The 18,394-nt window shown below is 71.2% G+C and carries 16 protein-coding genes and 1 pseudogene; 10 read left to right on the top strand and 7 right to left on the bottom strand.

The window, feature by feature from the left end:
• Positions 1 to 399: 399 nt before the first annotated feature.
• Positions 400 to 1,023 (bottom strand): hypothetical protein, encoded by a 624-nt coding sequence (locus EF387_RS36405; RefSeq protein ID WP_128380877.1) that lies wholly within the window; start codon positions 1,021 to 1,023, stop codon positions 400 to 402.
• Between the two features lie 241 nt (positions 1,024 to 1,264).
• On the opposite strand from EF387_RS36405, the gene EF387_RS36400 reads away from it, so the two are divergent.
• Together EF387_RS36400 and EF387_RS50185 are read left to right on the top strand one after the other, a co-directional pair.
• Positions 1,265 to 1,480 (top strand): hypothetical protein, encoded by a 216-nt coding sequence (locus tag EF387_RS36400; RefSeq protein WP_128380876.1) that lies wholly within the window; start codon positions 1,265 to 1,267, stop codon positions 1,478 to 1,480.
• Positions 1,481 to 1,689: 209 nt separating this feature from the next.
• Positions 1,690 to 1,839 (top strand): annotated as a pseudogene (locus EF387_RS50185) (zinc ribbon domain-containing protein); the annotation flags it as partial.
• 236 nt (positions 1,840 to 2,075) lie between these two features.
• On the opposite strand, the gene EF387_RS36390 reads toward EF387_RS50185, so the two are convergent.
• The 4 genes from EF387_RS36390 to EF387_RS36375 all read right to left on the bottom strand — a co-directional run bounded on the left by EF387_RS36390 (position 2,076) and on the right by EF387_RS36375 (position 6,076).
• Entirely contained in the window at positions 2,076 to 3,527 is a 1,452-nt protein-coding gene (locus EF387_RS36390; RefSeq protein ID WP_128380875.1) for a GntP family permease, read from the bottom strand.
• 203 nt (positions 3,528 to 3,730) lie between these two features.
• Positions 3,731 to 4,141 carry a RidA family protein gene (locus EF387_RS36385; RefSeq protein ID WP_128380874.1) on the bottom strand — a complete coding sequence of 137 codons (411 nt, stop codon included), beginning with the start codon at positions 4,139 to 4,141 and terminating at the stop codon, positions 3,731 to 3,733.
• A 34-nt stretch (positions 4,142 to 4,175) separates the two neighbouring features.
• A complete protein-coding gene (locus EF387_RS36380) occupies positions 4,176 to 4,937 on the bottom strand; it encodes an IclR family transcriptional regulator (protein ID WP_128380873.1) in 762 nt (253 codons plus the stop codon).
• On the bottom strand, positions 4,934 to 6,076 hold the full coding sequence (locus tag EF387_RS36375; RefSeq protein ID WP_274388974.1) for a sugar kinase: 1,143 nt from the start codon (positions 6,074 to 6,076) through the stop codon (positions 4,934 to 4,936). Before EF387_RS36375 ends, EF387_RS36380 begins: the two co-directional genes overlap by 4 nt.
• A 210-nt stretch (positions 6,077 to 6,286) precedes the next feature.
• Here EF387_RS36375 and EF387_RS36370 point away from each other — a divergent pair, with 210 nt between their 5' ends.
• Together EF387_RS36370 and EF387_RS36365 are read left to right on the top strand one after the other, a co-directional pair.
• A complete protein-coding gene (locus EF387_RS36370; protein ID WP_128380872.1) occupies positions 6,287 to 7,675 on the top strand; it encodes an amino acid deaminase in 1,389 nt (462 codons plus the stop codon).
• 80 nt (positions 7,676 to 7,755) lie between these two features.
• Entirely contained in the window at positions 7,756 to 9,360 is a 1,605-nt protein-coding gene (locus tag EF387_RS36365) for an N-acyl-D-amino-acid deacylase family protein (RefSeq protein WP_128380871.1), read from the top strand.
• Between the two features lie 85 nt (positions 9,361 to 9,445).
• On the opposite strand, the gene EF387_RS36360 is transcribed toward EF387_RS36365, so the two are convergent.
• Both EF387_RS36360 and EF387_RS36355 read right to left on the bottom strand, forming a co-directional pair.
• Positions 9,446 to 10,324: a trypsin-like serine peptidase gene (locus tag EF387_RS36360; RefSeq protein WP_128380870.1), complete on the bottom strand. Its 879-nt coding sequence runs from the start codon at positions 10,322 to 10,324 to the stop codon at positions 9,446 to 9,448.
• 166 nt (positions 10,325 to 10,490) lie between these two features.
• A complete protein-coding gene (locus EF387_RS36355; RefSeq protein ID WP_128380869.1) occupies positions 10,491 to 11,744 on the bottom strand; it encodes a hypothetical protein in 1,254 nt (417 codons plus the stop codon).
• A gap of 169 nt (positions 11,745 to 11,913) precedes the next feature.
• Between EF387_RS36355 and EF387_RS36350 the strand changes: the two genes are divergently transcribed.
• From EF387_RS36350 to EF387_RS36325, 6 genes are all read left to right on the top strand, one after another.
• Positions 11,914 to 13,125, top strand: coding sequence for a pyridoxal phosphate-dependent aminotransferase (locus tag EF387_RS36350; protein ID WP_128380868.1), 1,212 nt, complete (start codon positions 11,914 to 11,916; stop codon positions 13,123 to 13,125).
• Between the two features lie 103 nt (positions 13,126 to 13,228).
• Positions 13,229 to 13,645, top strand: coding sequence for an SCO4983 family protein (locus EF387_RS36345; protein ID WP_128380867.1), 417 nt, complete (start codon positions 13,229 to 13,231; stop codon positions 13,643 to 13,645).
• A 311-nt stretch (positions 13,646 to 13,956) separates the two neighbouring features.
• A complete protein-coding gene (locus EF387_RS36340) occupies positions 13,957 to 15,033 on the top strand; it encodes a hypothetical protein (RefSeq protein WP_128380866.1) in 1,077 nt (358 codons plus the stop codon).
• A 13-nt stretch (positions 15,034 to 15,046) separates the two neighbouring features.
• A complete protein-coding gene (locus EF387_RS36335) occupies positions 15,047 to 16,243 on the top strand; it encodes a toxic anion resistance protein (protein WP_202918479.1) in 1,197 nt (398 codons plus the stop codon).
• Positions 16,240 to 17,799 (top strand): vWA domain-containing protein, encoded by a 1,560-nt coding sequence (locus EF387_RS36330; RefSeq protein WP_128380865.1) that lies wholly within the window; start codon positions 16,240 to 16,242, stop codon positions 17,797 to 17,799. The genes EF387_RS36335 and EF387_RS36330 overlap by 4 nt, the downstream gene beginning before the upstream one ends.
• Positions 17,786 to 18,391 carry a hypothetical protein gene (locus EF387_RS36325; protein WP_202918478.1) on the top strand — a complete coding sequence of 202 codons (606 nt, stop codon included), beginning with the start codon at positions 17,786 to 17,788 and terminating at the stop codon, positions 18,389 to 18,391. Before EF387_RS36330 ends, EF387_RS36325 begins: the two co-directional genes overlap by 14 nt.
• The last annotated feature ends 3 nt before the right edge of the window (positions 18,392 to 18,394 follow it).

Here is an 18,394-nt window from a genome sequence, read left to right as displayed (position 1 = left end):
ACGACCGACGGCATCCGCAACCTCCCGGGGAGCGACGACACAACACGCCACCACTCCCACCGATTCACCGGCCCTATGCCTGACCAGCGAAAACACCGCCCTCAGATTCGGAACGACAACAGCTACTTTGGCCTGGGCACAGGCCCCTGGCCGGGTGAGCCCACCTGCGGTGGGGCTTGCCCGGCAGGGGCGCAGCTGCCCCGGGGCGCCCAACAGCTCGGAAGCTATCGCCCGTTCGCGGCTGCGGGGCGTCTTTGGCTGAGCGCCAGTTCCCCGCGCCCCTTTCGGGGCGCACACCCGCCCCCGGCAGCGCCAACAGCTCGGGAAGCGACCGCCGTTCGCGGCTACCGGGCCTCCCTGGCTGAGCGCGCAGTTCCCCGCGCCCCTTTCGGGGCGCCCTTACTCCGAAGTCTCCTTCTTCTCGGACGGAGGTTCCTGGGCTTCCTCGAAGTACGCGTCCAGTACGTCGTCCAGCTGGGTCTCCCACTCCGTATGCAGGGAGCGGGAGTTCGCTTCGATCTCGATGGGGTACCAGCGGCGGTCGGGGGTGTGGACCGTCACGGTGAAACGCTTGCCGAAGCGCGGGGACTCGGTCTCGATCGCGCCGATCTCGTCCCAGCGGAACTCGCACTCCTGGTCGTCCAGGCGGAGTCGGACGCCTCGGCGATCGGCCACGATCTTCGCGCGCCGGTCGGACGCCTCGAAGGCCGGACCGTCGACCGCCTCCTCCGACTCCTCGCCCGGCTCCTCGTCCGCCACTTCGCCGGCTGCTTCGTCCGAGGTGCCCGCAGAGGACCCGGGCGTCTCCTCGGCCGTCTCGTCCGAGGACTTCTCCTCCGAGGCCGCGTCCTCGAGCTCGTCTGCCTTCTCGTGCTCGTCGGCCTTCTCCTGCCCGGCGGCCTTCTCCTGCCCGGCGGCCTTCTTGGGCCCGGCGGATACGGGCGACGTGAGCCCGGGGATGTGCGACGGGTCGACCGCGGCGACGTCCAGGGACCTGTTGCTCGAACCTATGCGCTGCTCCACAGCGGGCAGTATGGTCGATGATCCTGTGCCAGGAACAGTCAGGCCCCGAACACCCTGATTCATCCCCTTGCTGTCGCGCCCCCACCGCCCCGGCAAGGAGACCACCGACCCGTTTCCACGGCCTCCGCCCCGCCCGGAACCGGATGTGACGGCAGCTGCGCGAGTGGGTCACGAAAGGACGTCACGCCCCGGGGACGGGGACTTGCGCTGTCGGTCAGTCATGTGACCCACGGGGCGGGACATGAGCGACGGTGAAGGCGGAGGCACGGGCCGGCGTACCTGGCTGTTGCCTCCCGGAGCGGACGACCCCACGCCCATCGGCCCGTACCGCGTCCTCGCACGGCTCGGCTCCGGTGGCATGGGCCGTGTGCATGTCGCGCGCTCCCCCGGCGGCCGGCTCGTCGCCGTGAAGACCCTGCTCGCCGAAGGGGTCGTCGGTGAGGGGGACCGCAGGTGAGGGGGACCGCAGACGCTTCGCCCGCGAGGTCGCCCTCGCACGACGGCTCAGCGGGGTCTGCACGGCGAACGTCGCGCGACGGCCCGGTTCGCGGTGGCGCGGTCGCGCCACTGCTCGCCCCGGTGCAATCGCGCCGTGCACCCGCCGCCAGCCGAGCGGCGCGCGCTCGGCCGAGCCGATGACCCGGACCACAGCCACTGTGCCCGCCAGTGCGGTTGACCAACTGGCCTCCGACGCTGGAGTACAAGGCCGCGAAGTTCGGCCGCAGCTTCCTCCGCATCGGACGGTTCGAGCCGACCTCCCGGGTCTGCTCAGCCTGCGGCGTCAAGGACGGCCCCAACCCCCTGCACATCCGCGTGTGGGAAGGCGGGGCTTGCAGGGCCGTCCTCGACCGGGACATCAACGCGGCGGTCAACGTCGCCAAGGCCGCCGGACTGGCGGTGTCAGCCTGTGGAGCGCAGGTAAGACCGGTACTCGTACCGGCCCAGCGCGGCGCTGCGCTACGAGGACCTTCCGGCGCCTTGCGATGCACGGCACCAGACCACGCGACCCGGGCGGACATAGTGAAAGGACCCCTTAGCCCAGGGAGCGGAAGTCAAACGAAGAGACTGAGCACCGCCGCCATCACGAACCCGGCGACCGACAGCACCGTCTCCAGGACGGTCCAGGTCTTGAGGGTGTCGCGCTCGCTGATGCCGAAGTACTTGGCCACCATCCAGAAGCCGCCGTCGTTGACGTGCGAGGCGAAGATGGAGCCCGCCGAGATCGCCATGATGACCAGGGCGATGAAGGCCTGCGAGTGGTCGCCCTCGGAGAGGAGCGGCGCCACGATGCCGGCCGTCGTGACGATCGCGACCGTGGCCGAGCCCTGGGCCACCCGCAGCACCAGCGAGATCAGGTACGACAGCACGATCACCGGAAGACCCACGTCGTTGAAGGTGTCCGACAGGGCCTGGGCCACCCCGCTGCCCTTGAGCACCGCTCCGAAGACCCCGCCCGCGCCGACCACGAGGAGGATGTTGCCGACGGGCTTCAGGGACGCGGTGGACACCGTCTCCAGGGACTTGCGGGACCAGCCGCGGCGGATGCCGAGGAGGTAGTACGCGAGCAGCAGCGCGATGGTCAGCGCGACGAAGGGGTGGCCGAAGAACTCGATCACGCTGCGGCCCGTGGACGGGTCGAAGGCGATGGAGGAAAACGTTGCCATCAGGATCAGGACGAGCGGGGTGCCGATGATCGTGAGGACGACGGAGAGCGGGACCGGCTTCTCGGGCGGCGTCACGCCCTCCCGGCGCTGTTCCTCGGCGAGTTCCGCCTTGGACTCCTCCGCGGCCTCGACCATGTCCTGCGGTACCGGCACGAAGATCCGCTTGCCGATCCAGGCCGACCAGGCCCAGGCGGCGAGCACGGCGGGAATGCCGCAGACGACGCCCATCAGGATGACCCAGCCGAGGTCGACCTTCAGCAGTCCGGCGGCGGCGACCGGGCCGGGGTGCGGCGGCAGGAAGGCGTGGGTGACGGACAGACCGGCGAGCAGCGGCATGGAGTAGAGCACGATCGACTTGCCGCCCCGCTTGGCGGCCGCGTACACGATCGGCGCGAGCACGAAGATGCCGACGTCGAAGAAGACCGGGATGCCGAAGATCAGGCCGGTGAGTCCCATGGCGAGTGGGGCGCGCTTCTCACCGAAGAGGCCGAGCAACCGGGCGGCGAGCACCTCGGCACCGCCGGAGACCTCCAGCACCGCGCCGAGCATGGTGCCCAGGCCGATGATGATCGCGACATGGCCGAGTGTGCCGCCCATCCCGGACTCGATGAGCGAGACGGCGTCGGACTTCTGGACGGTGCCGAAGAGTTCGGTGACGGAGAGGCCGGCACCGAGGCCGACGGCTATGGAAACGGCGAGGAGGGCCACGAAGGGCTGCAGTCTGACCTTGATGATCAGGACGAGCAGGAGGACTATGCCGAGCGCCGCGAGGGTGAGGAGGCCTGCGGTGCCGTCTATGAGGGCCAGGAGGCCGCCTGTGTGCGGGGTTGTGGGGGGCATGACAGTGGAAACCTCGTGATTTCATCAGTTTTTGTGTGGGGGGAGTGCGGCACGGCGCCGTGGAGGCCGGGCGCCATTGCCGGGTGCGGGTTGGCTGCGGGTTGGGTGCGGGTTCGTCGTGGCCCGTCGTGCTCGGGCGGCGAAGCCGCGAGGAGCCGCGCGTCGTACGGTCCCGCGCCCCTTGAGGGGCACGGCACCTCGGCTCAGCTGTCGAGCACCGCCAGCGCGTCGATCTCGATCAGCAGTCCGGCCGGAAGGCCCACGTACACGGTCGTGCGGGCCGCCGGAGCCGCTGTGAGGTGCTCCGCGAAGTACGCGTTGTAGATCTCGTTCATCTCCGCGAAATGGTCCACGTCCGTGAGGTAGACGCGGATCATCATCACGTCGTCCCAGGTGGCGCCGCCCTCCTCGAGGACCGACTTGACGTTGGCGAGGGTCTGGAGGGTCTGTTCGCGCAGGGTCGGCCCCGCGGGCGTGGGGGGCTTGCCCTCCTCGGCGGGCAGGAAGCCGACCTGGCCCGCGACCTGGAGGATGTTGCCCTTCTTCACACCGTGCGAGAACTTCGCGGGCGGGGTGGTGTGGGTCTTCGGGGTGAGCGCGATCTTGTCGGTCATACGGAGCCCTTCTCGGTTGTCGGTCGTGTCTCGGTCACGCGGTGTCCTTGGCCGGCGTCCGGCCGGAGTACTCGCGGCTGACGGCGTCCGCCGTGCGGCGCACCATGGGGAGCAGGGTGAGGAGTTCGTCGGCGGTGACGACGACGTTGGGCGCGGACACCGACATGGCCGCGACGACCCGGCCGTCCGCGCCGCGGATCGGCGCGCCCACGCAGTTGATGGACTCCTCGTGGCCGCCGAGGTCGGTGGCCCAGCCCTGTTCGCGGACCGTCGCCAGTTCCCGGAGGAAGGCGGTGGCGTCGGGGATCGAACGGGCCGTGTACATGGGGTAGTCGAGCTTCTCCGCGAGGGCGCGGCGCTCGGGTTCGGGCAGGTCGGCGAGGAGCAGTTTGGCGACGGCGGCGACGGTGATGGCCACCGGTTTGCCGATGCGCGAGTACATGCGCACGGGGTAGCGGCTCTCCACCTTGTCGATGTAGAGGACCTCGTCCTCCTCGTAGACGGCGAGGTGCACGGTGTGGCCGCACTTCTCGTTGAGTTCCACGAGGTGGGGGTGGGCGATCTCGCGGATGTCGAGGTTCTCCACCGCCTCCTGGGCGAGGGCGAAGAGCTTGGCGCCGAGGCGGTAGCGCTGGTCGGACTGGCGGTAGACCAGGCCGTGTTCGTGGAGGGTGCGCAGGAGGCGCAGCGCGGTGGACTTGTGGACGCCGAGCCGCGCCGCGACCCGGCCGAGGTCGGCGGGCCCCTCGGCCAGCAGCGGCAAGATGGACAGCGCTCGGTCGACTGTCTGGCTCATGGGGTGTGTACCTCCTCCTTGGCCCCCTCGGCGACGGCTTCGGTCCAGCCGGGGCCGAGTCGAAGTGTCCCCCACTCGTGCTCGTCGAGGGCGGCGAGACGGTCGGCGAGCGCGCGGGAGGGCACGGTGCCGATGTCGCCGGGGACGGTGAGGGCTCCGGCCGCCATCAGATGACCGTGCCGGAGCCGGTCGCGGGCGCCGAGGCCGCGCAGGGTGGCGGAGAGGAACCCGGCGGCGAAGGCGTCACCGGCGCCGACCGGAGCGACGACGCTGACGTGCAGGGCCGGGGCGAAGGTGACGGTGTCCTCCTCGAAGCGGTGCGCCTTTGAGGCGTTGCCCTCGAAGAGGGTGACGCCGTGCGCGCCCTGTTTGACGACGAGCAGGTCCGGTTCCGGCAGCGCGTCACGGATGGCCTCCGGTCCTCCGGTGACGCCCCACGCGGCCTCCGCCTCGTCCTCGCCGACGAACACCAGGTCGGCGTCGCGGGCCAGGGCGAGGAGCGTCTCACCGGCCTCGGCGGGGTCGCGCCACAGACTCACCCGGTAGTTGACGTCGAAGGAGACGAGGGGGCGGCCGGGACGGGGTGCGGTGAGCTGTCGTACGAGCGCGAGGCAGTCGTCGGACAGGGCGGGTGTGATGCCGGAGAGGTGCAGGACGTGTCCGGAGTCGAGTTCGGCGGCGGGCATGGTGGCGGGGGACATCACGGAGGCGGCGGAGCCGGTGCGGTAGTAGACGACCTCGGAGAGCGCGGCGGCATCCCGCTCCCCGGGGGACCCTGCCGCCCGTGCCACCGCCCGCTCCCCCGCCGTGCGGAAGTAGATCCCGGTCGGCCGCAGCGGATCGCGCTGTACGGCGCCCACGTCGACGCCGTACGAGGCGATCCGCTCCAGCAGATGGTCGCCGAAGCCGTCAGCGCCGACCCGGCTGATCCATTTCACGGTGTGGCCGGCGAGGGCCAGCCCGCAGGCCACGTTGGACTCGGCGCCGCCGATGCCCCGGTCGAAGGACGGTACGTCGGCGAGACGGCCGGGGCGGGACGGCAGGAAGGTGACCATGGACTCGCCGAGCGCGACCACGTCGACGCGCGCGGCGTCGGCGTGCGCTGCCGGGACGGTGCGGGCGGATCCGGGGACGGTCACGATGGTTCCTGCTCCTCGCTGTCGCTCGGTCGCGGTCGGCGGGCCGGACGGGCGGACGGACCGGACGGACCGTGGGCACCGTTGACCCGGCGTCGGCTCGGATGTTAGACAGCGGTGAGCGATATACGCAATGCGCGTTGCGCAGCGTGCAACGCAAACTCGCGCAGCTTCCACCGACCTACGCCGACGCAACCTCTCCGAGGAGGCTCCATGGCCGCAGACAAACCCGCCGAAGCCGACACCGCGACAGAGGTCGACTCAGACGTCGCGGCCGACGCCGCAGCCGGGGCCGACGCCGCGGTCGAGGAAAACGCCGCGGCCGAGGCCTTCGCCGCGCTGGCCGCGGAGCGCGTGGACCACCGCTTCAAGGGTCTCCCGCCGGACGCCGAGGGGCTGACCGTCGCGGAGCTCGCGGCCCAGCGCCGCAATCTCTTCACCGGCGGTTTCACCACCCCCCTCCTCGCCCTGTCCGCCGAGCGCCTGGACCACAACCTGCGCCTGATGGAGGAGTACGCGCAGCGGCACGGCCTGTCCTTCGCCCCGCACGGCAAGACGTCGATGGCTCCCCAGCTGTTCCGGCGGCAGATCGAGCACGGCGCGTGGGGGATCACACTGGCGGTGCCGCACCAGGTGCGGGTGGCGCGGGCGTACGGGATCCGGCGGGTGTTCCTGGCGAACGAGCTGGTGGACCCGGCGGCGCTCGCCTGGCTCGCCGCCGAGCTGGCCGCCGATCCCGGCTTCCGCCTCGTCTGCTACGTGGACTCGGTGCACGGCGTCGAGCTGATGGACGCGGCGCTGTCGGACACGGCGCTGGCCGACACCGGGCGCCAGGTCGACGTGGTGGTGGAGCTGGCCGCGGGCGAGGGGGCGCGCACGGGGGTACGTACGGAGGCGGAGTGCGCGCGGGTGGCGGACGCGGTGGCCGCGTCCCCGTCCCTCCGGCTGGTGGGGGTGGCCGGCTACGAGGGCGAGGTGCCGCAGCCGGACCCGCAACGCGTGCGTACCTGGCTGCGACGGCTGACGGCCCTGGCGGCGGACTTCGACAAGGCGGGCCGGTTCGACGGGACGGGCCTGGACGAGATCGTGGTGAGCGCGGGCGGCAGCGCCTGGTTCGACGCGGTGGCGGAGGTCTTCGCCGAGATCCCCGAACTGTCGCTGCCCGTACGGAAGGTGCTGCGCTCGGGTGCGTATGTCTCGCACGACGACGGCCACTACCGCAGGGTGACGCCGTTCACCCGCGTCCCCGAGGAGGGCGAACTGCACCCGGCGTTCCGGCTCTGGGCGCAGGTGGTCTCCCGGCCTTCGCCGGAGCAGGCGTTCGTCAACGCGGGCAAGCGGGACGCCGCGTACGACCTGGACCTGCCGGAGGTCCAGGTGGTCCGGGCGGACGGCGTGGAGCGCCCCGCCGCCGGTATCACGGTCACGGCCCTGTCCGACCAGCACGGCTGGCTGCGCACGGCCCCGGAGGCGGAGCTACGGGTGGGTGACTGGGTGGGCATGGGGCTTTCGCACCCGTGCACGTCGTTCGACAAGTGGCAGCTGATTCCGGTGGTGGAGGCGGACGGAACGGTCACGGACTACGTCCGGACGTTCTTCTGATGACAGACGTCTGACAAACGTTGTTGACAGACGTTCTGCGTTCAGACGGACGTTCTTCGAGCTCGGAAGGGGTGGTCGGGGTGGAACTCGTCGTACGGGGCGCGCGTGTGGTCGACGGCACGGGCGGGCCTTCCTACCGCGCCGACGTCGGCGTCCAGGGCGGGCGGATCGTCAGCATCGAGCGGGGCGGGGGGCTCGGCGGGCGGCGGGTGCTCGACGCCGACGGCCTGGTGCTCGCGCCGGGCTTCATCGACATGCACGCCCACAGCGACCTCGCCCTCCTGCGCGACCCCGACCACAGCGCCAAGGCCGCGCAGGGGGTGACCCTGGAGGTCATCGGGCAGGACGGGCTGTCGTACGCCCCGGTCGACGACCGCACCCTCCAGGAGGTCCGCACGGCGATCACCGGGTGGAACGGTCACGGCGAGGACATCGACTTCGACTGGCGCACGGTCGGCGAGTACCTGGACCGCCTCGACCACGGCTTCGACGGCGAGGGCATCGCCGTGAACGCCGCCTACCTCATCCCCCAGGGCACCGTCCGGATGCTCGCCGTCGGCTGGGAGGACCGCGAGGCGACCCCCGAAGAGCTCGACCGGATGCGGGAGTTGGTGGCGCAGGGGATGCGGGAGGGCGCCGTCGGCATGTCCTCCGGCCTCACCTACACCCCCGGCATGTACGCGAAGGACGCCGAACTCACAGAACTGTGCCGGGTGGTGGCCGAGTACGGCGGCTACTACTGCCCGCACCACCGGAGTTACGGAGCCGGGGCGCTCGAGGCGTACGAGGAGATGGTCGAGCTGACCCGCACCGCGGACTGCGCCCTCCATCTCGCCCACGCCACCATGAACTTCGGCGTGAACAAGGGCAGGGCCCCGGAGCTCCTGGCACTGCTCGACGCGGCCCTGGCGGACGGTGCCGACATCACCCTCGACACCTATCCCTACACGCCCGGGTGCACCACCCTCGTGGCGATGCTGCCCAGTTGGGCGAGCGAGGGCGGTCCGGAGGCGATCCTCGAGCGGCTGCGGGACGACGGCACCGCCGAACGGATCCGCCACCACATGGAGGTTGTCGGCGCCGACGGCTGCCACGGCGTCCCCATCGAGTGGGACACCATCGAGATCTCCGGCGTCACCGACCCGGACCTGTCGTCGTACGTCGGCAGGACGGTCCGGCAGTCCGCGGACGCCCGCGGCGAGACCCCGTGGACCACCGCCCGCGAACTGCTGTTGCGGGACCGGCTGGGGTCCAGCATCCTCCAGCACGTCGGCCACGAGGAGAACGTGCGCGCCATCATGCGCCACCGTGTCCACACCGGCGGCTCCGACGGCATCCTGCGCGGAGCCAAGCCCCACCCGCGCGCGTACGGCACGTTCCCGCACTATCTCGGCCATTACGTACGGGAGTTGGGGGTTTTCGGCCTGGAGGAGTGCGTCGCCCATCTGACCTCACGGCCCGCCGCCCGACTGCGGCTGCCCGACCGGGGGCTGGTCCATGAGGGCCATCGCGCCGACCTCGTCCTCTTCGACCCGGACACGGTCGCCGCCGGTTCCACCTTCGAGGCCCCGCGGACCCTGCCGACCGGTATCCCGTACGTGCTCGTCGACGGCCGTTTCGTGATCGAGGACGGCCGGCGCACGGACGTCCTGGCCGGGCGGGCGGTCCGCCGTACGCCGACGTGAGCGCCGTACGACAACAGTGACCGCCGTACGACTGAAGTGACCGCCGTACGACTGAAGCGACCGCCGACCGCCCGCCCGGCGAGGGTCACGGCTTGGGCAGGGTGCACCCGCTGCGGCTCAGGTCGACCTTGTTGTCGAGCCCGACGCACGGCACGACCTGATAGGTCTGCTGCGCGTAGTTGATGCCCTGGCGGACGGTGACGTTGCCGCTCGCGTCGACCTCGCAGGGGTTGTTCACGGTGCAGCGCTCGCCGTCCTCGTTGCCGGTGTTGTTGACGGCGACGACCTTGCCGGTGGTGGCGTCGATGACGGGCGAGCCGGACGTACCACCGATGGTGTTGCAGGCGGAGGTGTAACGGACCGAGTCCTTCCAGGTCCAGTCGCCCTCCTTGAGGCGGTAGGCGAATCCGTCGACGTTGCAGCTGTAGATCCGCTTCCAGTACCCGGAGACGACCTTGATGGCCGTCCCGGCCGCCGGGCGCGCGGCGTCCAGGGTCAGCGCGTTGATCCCGTACGAGCTCTTGATCTGCGCGTATGTGGTGGTGAGCTGATACAGCGCCATGTCGGTGTCGGTCATCGTCGCGTAGGCGATCTTGCTGGCCCGCAGGGTGCCGACGCGGGTGCCGGAGGAGTTGAGCAGACCGAAGGTACGGCTGGAGGGCCGGTCGACGACGACCTCGCCGGCGGCCGGGAAACCGGACTCCAGGCAATGGCCGTTGGAGAGCACCAGCGCCGGGTCGTTGTCCTCGGAGGCCGGCAGACGGACCACGGAGCCGGAGCAGTTGCTGAGCGAGACGGTGCCGGCGAAGTCCACGGCCTGGACTGCCGGGGCGGCGGCGGACACCGTCGACTCCTGCGCCGCGGCGGACACCGTCGGTTCCTGCGCCGGTGCCGCGACCGCGGTTGCCGTGCCCGCCCCGGTGATGACCAGGGTGGCGAGCGCGGCGACGAGAGGCTTGTTCATGTGGGGTCCCCTCTGGCGTGGCGGGAAATCTTCCCGCCACTCGCATGATTGTCATGCGCTGTGTGACGGGCATGATCCCCGGGCGACATGGTGTCGTATGCGGAACGACCCGCGGACGCGGCGGCCGCCGGCCGCCGCTTCCGCACCTTTCACCCTTCGGTGACGCCTACTTGGGCCCCTTGGTGGCACCGCGCCCCCGGCCGTTGCCGGGGTTGTCCGGCTCGTCCGGGGTGTCCGTGGCCGGATCGGGCGCGGGCGGGGCGGGGGCCGCGGACTCGGACTCGGTGGGGGTCCCGGTGGCCTGCCCGGCCGGGGCGGTGCTGCGTGAGGCGCTCGGACTCGACGACGCCTCGGCGGAGCCGGAGGGGTCGGCGCCGGGGACGGTGGTGGATGTCGCGGTGGACCCGTCGGCGTCCGTGGGGTCCGCGGATCGCTCGCTCTTCGGCAGCGGCGTCCCTCCCGGGTCTCCTGCCCCACCCCCGGAGCCTGATCCGAAGAGCCCGGAGAACCCGGCGACGACCCCCAGGACGCAGACCGCACCGGCGGCCACGACCGCCCGGCGCATCACACGGCCACGCCGGGCGGCCTGTGCGCGCCGCTGGGCCCTTCCCACGGGTATCGGGGCCCCGTGGGCCGCGCCACCGCCGGCAAGGCCGTAGGGGGCGTCATGAGCGCCATAGACGTCGTAGTCGTCACGGGTGTCGTAGCCGTCATGGGCGTAATAGCCCTCATGGGCGTCGTAGCCGTGGGTGCCGGCCGTGCCGCCCGGGTGGGCCGTGCCGTCATGAGCCGACCCGGGATAGACGTCGTAAGTCGGGGACTCCTGAGTCGGACCGACCTGGCCAACGCCGTCATGAGCAAGCCCGTCCGGCGGCGCACCCACCGGCATCGCACCGTCCGGCAGCACACCGCCCGGGACCGCACCCATCGGCAGCCCACCGCCCGGCAACCCACCCTCCGGCACCGCGCCCCCCGGCAGCCCACCGCCCGGCAACCCACCCTCCGGAACCGCGCCCCCCGGCAGCCCACCGCCCGGGAGCCCACCGCCCTCCAACCCACCCTCCGGAACCGCGCCCTCCGGCAGCCCACCGCCCGGCAACCCGCCATCCGGCACCACAGCGCCAGGAGCCGGGTCGCCCCGGTCGGGTCCGGCGGGCACCGGTGCGTCGCCGAACGGGCCGTCCGGGGTCACGGGCAGTTTCTGGGTCTCGTCGTAGGCGTTCTGCCAGCCATGGGCCAGCGCCGGGTCGAGGTACCGGTCGTACTCGGGCGTCGTGTCGGCACTCGGGAGGTACACCTTCGGCGGCTCCGGGGCCGCGCCGTCTTCCCGGTTCGCCCCTTCGGCGGCGTTCGCGCCGTTCGCGCGGTGCGCGGTGTTCGCGTCGGACGTCCCCTTGCCGGACCGATGCTCCCTAGCCATGGTGGCGCATTCTAGATGCAGGAGAGTCTGATGATGCGGTTACCGGCGATAACCACCCAAAGCGCAGCCTCGTCGACCGGGCGGCGGGACCGGGAAACGAGCACGTCGATCGGACCAAGTGGTGCAAAACACGGAGCGGTGAGCGTTACTCGGCCGTAAGCTCACGGACATGCAGGTGATCCAGTCCACGAAGCTCGCCAACGTCTGTTACGAGATCCGGGGTCCGGTACTTGAAGAGGCGATGCGGCTGGAGGCAGCGGGTCATCGCATCCTCAAGCTGAACACCGGGAACCCGGCGGCGTTCGGCTTCGAGTGCCCGCCCGAGATCCTCGAGGACATCCTCCGCAACGTCTCCTCGGCCCACGGTTACGGCGACGCCAAGGGCCTGCTCGCGGCGCGCCGAGCCGTCGTCATGCACAACCAGACCCTCGGCATAGAGACAGACGTCGAGCACGTCTTCATCGGCAACGGCGTCTCCGAGCTGATCGTGATGGCGATGCAGGGCCTGCTGGACGACGGCGACGAGGTGCTCGTGCCGTCGCCGGACTACCCGCTGTGGACCGCGGCCGTCTCCCTGTCCGGCGGCACCGCCGTGCACTACCGCTGCGACGAGCAGTCCGACTGGATGCCCGACCTCGCCGACGTGGAGCGCAAGGTCACCGACCGCACCAAGGCGATCGTGATCATCAACCCGAACAACCCGACGGGTGCGGTGTACGACGCGGCGGTCGTGCGCGGCCTCACGGACATCGCGCGGCGGCACAACCTGCTCGTCTGCTCCGACGAGATCTACGACAAGATCCTCTACGACGGCACCACCCACACCCCGACCGCCGCGATCGCCCCCGATCTGCTCACGCTCACCTTCAACGGGATGTCGAAGGCCTACCGGGTGGCCGGCTACCGGGTCGGCTGGATGGCGATCTCCGGACCGCGCGCGCACGCGGACTCGTACATCGAGGGCCTGACCATCCTGGCGAACATGCGCCTGTGCGCGAACATGCCCGGACAGCACGGTGTCGCGGCCGCCCTCAGCGGCCGGCAGACCATCGACGACCTGGTCCTGCCCGGCGGGCGGCTCAAGGAGCAGCGCGACGTGGCGTACGACCTGCTGACACAGATCCCCGGGGTGAGCTGTGTGAAGCCGAAGGGCGCGCTCTACCTCTTCCCCCGGCTCGACCCCAAGGTCTTCAAGATCAGGGACGACCGGCAGATGGTCCTGGACCTGCTTCGCCGCGAGAAGATCATGGTGGTCCAGGGCACGGGCTTCAACTGGCCGGAACCGGACCACTTCCGGGTGGTGACCCTGCCGACGGCACGCGACCTCACGGACGCGGTGGGCAGGATCGCGAACTTCCTCGACGGCTACGGCCAGCACTGATGAGCGCCGCGCATATCCCCCGATCCGCCGTCCCGCCAGCGAACTCTACTTTAGACGGATTCTAATGTAGGATGGCTTCCTGACAGCACAGGAGGCCATCCTCATGTACGAACCGATCCGCACCAAGTCGGTCCACACGATGGCCGGCACGACGTCCGACTTCCCGCATCGCTCACGCGAGGAGGAGCTGGACATACAACTGGCCGGTCATCTCGCGGCACTGCTCGCGGTGACCGACGACCTGCGGGCGCTCGCGCCGTCCGCCGAGCTGGACATCGCGGCGGAGCGGCTGGCCGCACTGATCGAGCGGTTGCGCGGGGTCTCCCCCGTGCGAACGTCCACGGCCACCGGCCAGGCGGGGCGCGTTCCGGCACTGCACCAGCGGGCGCACACCCTCGCGGGCCGGGCCCTGGTGGTCGCCGCGTCCCGGGCGGACACCGCGGCGGCGATCCTGGCGGCGGAACGCGTGGACGCCCACGCGGCGGCACTCCAGCACGGCGAACTGGCGTCCACCGCCTGAGCCCACCGGGCTCCCCGCACGGCCCCGGTCCGCGCGCACCCACAGCGACGCGCGGACCGGGCGCCACAACACCGCGCTCGCTTCGGCGTCACCTGAGTTCGCGCTGACGGAATGTCCGCGCGACTCACGTCGCCGAACAGGCGCCCCGCTCCAACCCCCGTCGCACGCCACCCCCGGACGCGCACGCCCCCCGTCGCACGCCGCACCTCACCCCGGAGCCGCTTCCTCCGGTTGCGTACTGGGAACACGTGGACACCCGCCGTTCACCCCCGACGCCCTGGAATGTCCAGTTCCGCGAGCACGCTCGAAGTGTGAGACGAATCATAGGAATCGTCCTCGCGGTACTGCTGATCGGCGGCGTGGGAGCCGCTGTCGTCGCCGGCCGCGAACAGGACACGAGCACGGCAACGAAGACCGTGCGCGGGGTGATCGGGTCGGAGAAGGCCGAGTTCTTCTCCGACCCCGACGTGGTGAAGGCTCTCTCCGCCAAGGGCTTCACCGTGAAGACGGAGACGGCTGGCTCCTGGGCCATGGAGGACCTCGACCTCAAGGGGTACGACTTCGCGTTCCCCTCCAGCAAGGCCCCGGCCGACGCCCTCGCGGAGAAGTACCGGGCCCGGCAGCCGCTGCCGCGCCCGTTCTACTCCCCGCTGGTCGTCGTCGCCCACCGCGTCGCCGCCTCCGTACTGGCCGCGAACGGCCTCGCCACTCTCGACGGGGGCGGTGGCCGCGGCACGCTGAAGATGGCCGAGTACCTCAAGGCGGCCGAGCAGGACCGCACTTGGCAGCGGCTGAAGGGCGCGGAGCGTTACGCGGAGCTCACCGGCGCCGTCTACATCACCAGCACCGACCCGCTCAGCTCCAACTCCGGCGCCCTCTACCTCGCCGCCGCCTCCTATGTCGCCGCCGGCGACCGGGTCGCCGCGAACAGCGCGGACGTCGGGCGCACCGCACCGCTGATGCGCAAGCTGATCGGTGTGCAGGGCGCCCAGCAGCCCAGCTCGGACGCGGCGTTCCGCGACTTCATCAGCGGCGCCGGCAATCCGCTCGTCCTCGTCTACGAGCAGCAGGTCGCCTCGCTGCTCGCCCAGGGACAGCAGGTCGACGACCTCACCGTGCTCTACCCGGACACCACGACCACCAGCGACCACACCGTCGTACCCCTCACCGCCGAGGGCAGGGCGCTGGGTGAACTGCTCAGCAGCGACCCGAAGCTGCGGGCGCTCGCTGCCCGGCACGGGTTCCGGCCGCAGGGCGACACCGGGGAGTTCACCGCGGCCACCGCCGCCCACACCACGTACCTCAACCAGAAGCTGACCGGTTTCCACCAGGCGCCCGTGCCCGCCTCCGCGGTGCTGCACGAGATGGCGCGACGGGCCCGGGGCTAGGGGAAACACGACCATGAACACCGAACACAGCCGGATGGACACCGACCGGAGCGAGTTCACGCTCACCCCGCCGCAGCCCGTTGCGGCCGTCCCCCGCGACAAGGCCGGCGGTCTCGTCCCCGTCGACGAGTCCGTGCGCACGGACATGGCGCGCCGGGCCGCCGAGTACGTCGGCTCGCTCGCCGCCCTCGACGCCCGCTCCCCCGAGTTCGCTCACAAGGTCGGCGAGATCGCGGCCCTGGGCGCCGGCGAGATGCGCGGTGCCGCCGCGCAGTCCAACCGCATGCTGGAGCGCGCCGTCCGCAGCCTGCCCGCGAACGGCGAGGACGCCCAGTCCCGGGTCTCCTCCTCACTCGTCGAACTCCGCCGCACCGTGGAGGACCTGGACCCGCGCGACCTGCCGGGCGGCAGGACCCGTAAGTTCCTCGCCAAGCTGCCGGGCGGCAACAAGCTGCGCGACCACATCGCCAAGTACGCGTCCGCACAGGGCACGCTGAACAAGATCGTCAGCTCGCTGCGCGGCGGTCAGGACGAACTGCGGCGCGACAACGCCGCGCTGCAGACCGAGCGGGTCCGCCTCTGGGAGACCATGGGCAAGCTCCAGGAGTACGTCGTCCTCACCGAGGCCCTGGACGCGGCCGTCGAGGAGCATGTGGCGGCTGTGGAGGCCCGCGACCCGGCGGAGGCCGACACCCTGCGCGCCGACGTCCTCTTCCCGGTCCGGCAGAAGCACCAGGACCTGCTGACCCAGCTCGCGGTGTGCGCCCAGGGCTATCTGGCCATGGATGTCGTCCGCCGCAACAACGACGAGCTGATCAAGGGCGTCGACCGGGCCGCCACCACCACCGTCTCGGCCCTGCGCATCGCGGTGATGCTGGCGTCCGCCCTGGACAACCAGCGCAAGGTCGTCGAGCAGGTGAACGCCCTGCGCGGCACGACCGAGGACCTGATCCGCGGCAACGCGGAGATGCTCGCCACCCAGAGCGGGGAGATCCAGCGGATCGCCGCCGACCCGGCGGTGGGCGTGGAGACGCTGCGCTCGGCGTTCCAGCAGATCTATCGCACCCTCGACACCATCGACACCTACAAGGCGCAGGCCACCGAGGCGATGGCGGCGACCGTCACCTCCCTCACCTCCGAACTGCAGTCGGCGAGCACGTACTTGGAGCGCAGCCGGGCGCAGGGGGCACTGGAAGGGGGGCTCGCATGAGACTGCGCAGGAGAGTTCGACCGCGCGTCGGTGCGGGCGCGCTCACGGTGGCCGCCGTGCTGCTGGGTTCGGGCTGCACGTCCTCGGCTGAGACGGAGGACCCCGGCGCTCCCCGGCCCGGCACCCTGCGGGTCCTCGCCTCCAGCGAACTCGTCGACATGGAGCCCGTCCTGGACCAGGTCGAGGAGAGGACCGGCATCAAGATCCGGCCCACGTACATGGGCACCCTCGACGCCGTCTCCCTCCTCGCGAAGAACACCACGGACGGCAGGTACGACGCCCTGTGGCTGTCCTCCAACGACTATCTGCACCTGCGCCCGGACGCGGCGCGGAAAGTGGTCTCCGAGACACCGGTCATGACCAGCCCGGTCGCGATCGGCGTGAAGACGACGACCGTACGACGGCTGGGCTGGAAGCCGCAGGAGGTCACCTGGTCGCAGGTGGAGCAGGCGGTCCGGGACGGGCGGCTGACCTACGGGATGACCGACCCCGCCCGGTCCAACTCGGGCTTCTCCGCGCTGATCTCGGTCGCATCGGGCCTGTCCGGCGCCCAGTCCGCGCTGACCGAGGCGGACGTGGCGAAGGCGACCCCGCGGCTGAAGGAGTTCTTCAAGGGTCAGAAGCTCACCTCGGGTTCCTCGGGCTGGCTGGCCGCCGCCTACGGCCGCCGCGGCACGGTGGACGCGTTGATCAACTACGAGTCGATGCTCACGCCCATGAAGGACCTCACGGTGATCCGCCCGCGCGACGGGGTGGTCACCGCCGACTACCCGCTGACCTCGCTCGCCGCGACCGGCCAGGACACCCGCGACACGGTACGGCGCGTCGCCGACGCGCTGCGCACCCCGGAGATCCAGGACGAGATCACCCGCAGCACCTTCCGCCGCCCGGTCGTCACCTCGGTACCGCCCTCCGACGCGCTGGACACCGGGCGCCGGCGTGAACTGCCCTTCCCCGGCAGCCGGTCCGTGGCCGACGGCCTGCTCGACTCCTACGAGAACAAGCTCAGGAGGCCCTCCCGGACGGTCTACGTGCTGGACACCTCCGGCTCCATGGAGGGCGACCGCATCGAGCGGCTGAAGGCGGCGCTCGCCGATCTCACGGGGGACTTCCGCGACCGTGAGGAGGTCACGCTGATGCCGTTCGGGTCGGACGTGAAGAGCGTGCGGACGCATGTGGTCGACCCCGCCGATCCACGGGCGGGACTCGACGCCATCCGCGGGGACACCGACGCGCTCAGCGCCGACGGCGACACCGCGATCTTCACCTCGCTCCAGAAGGCGTACGGGCATCTGGGCACCGGCCCCGACACGTTCACGTCGATCGTGCTGATGACGGACGGCGAGAACACCGCGGGCGCGAAGGCGTCCGAGTTCGACGACTTCTACCAGGGGCTGCCCGCCGCACAGCGGGAGATCCCCGTCTTCCCGATCCTGTTCGGCGACTCCGACCGCGATGAGCTCGAGCACATAGCGGAGCTGACCGGCGGCAGGCTCTTCGACGCACAGAAGGGCTCCCTCGACGGCGCCTTCGAGGAGATCCGTGGCTACCAGTGACAAGTTCCTGCGCCATCTCGAGTCCCGGAAGAACCTCGCCGGGTGTGCCTGCGGAATCGTCGGCCTGGTGCTGACCTTCACCGGTCTCGCGGGCGCGTACTGGCCGGTCGTCGTCGCGGGGCTGTACGGCGCGGGTGCGCTGATCGCCCCGCCGGAGCGCCCGCCGCTGCCGGACTTCCCGGACCCGTCCGCCCAGCTGGACGAACTGCGCGGCGACTTCGAGAAGCTGCGGGCCTACCTCGGGGACGTGGAGCTGCCGCCCGCCGCCTCCGGCCGGCTCACCGAGCTGACCGAGCTGCTGGCCGCCCTGCTGGACCCCGGCTGGGTCGCCGGTGTCCTGGCGCAGGACCCGGAGGGAGTGCACAGCCTGTCGCGGGCCGTCCGCCAGGACATCCCGGAGGCCGTCGACACCTTCGTACGCACCCGGTGGTGGACCCGGCTGACCCCCGGGCAGGAGCCGCCGGAACGCCACCTCGAACGGCAGTTGGCACTGCTGCACGACGAGGCGGACCGGCTGGCGGCCGGGCTGCGCGAGGTGGAGGCCCGGCGTCAGGAGTCCCACACGCGGTACCTGGAGGACCGCTCCCGCTGACGG

The organism is Streptomyces cavernae (assembly GCF_004023625.1).
Taxonomy (GTDB): domain Bacteria; phylum Actinomycetota; class Actinomycetes; order Streptomycetales; family Streptomycetaceae; genus Streptomyces; species Streptomyces cavernae.
Note: the sequence above shows the minus strand (reverse complement) of the source record. Positions and strands in the feature narration are given on the sequence as shown.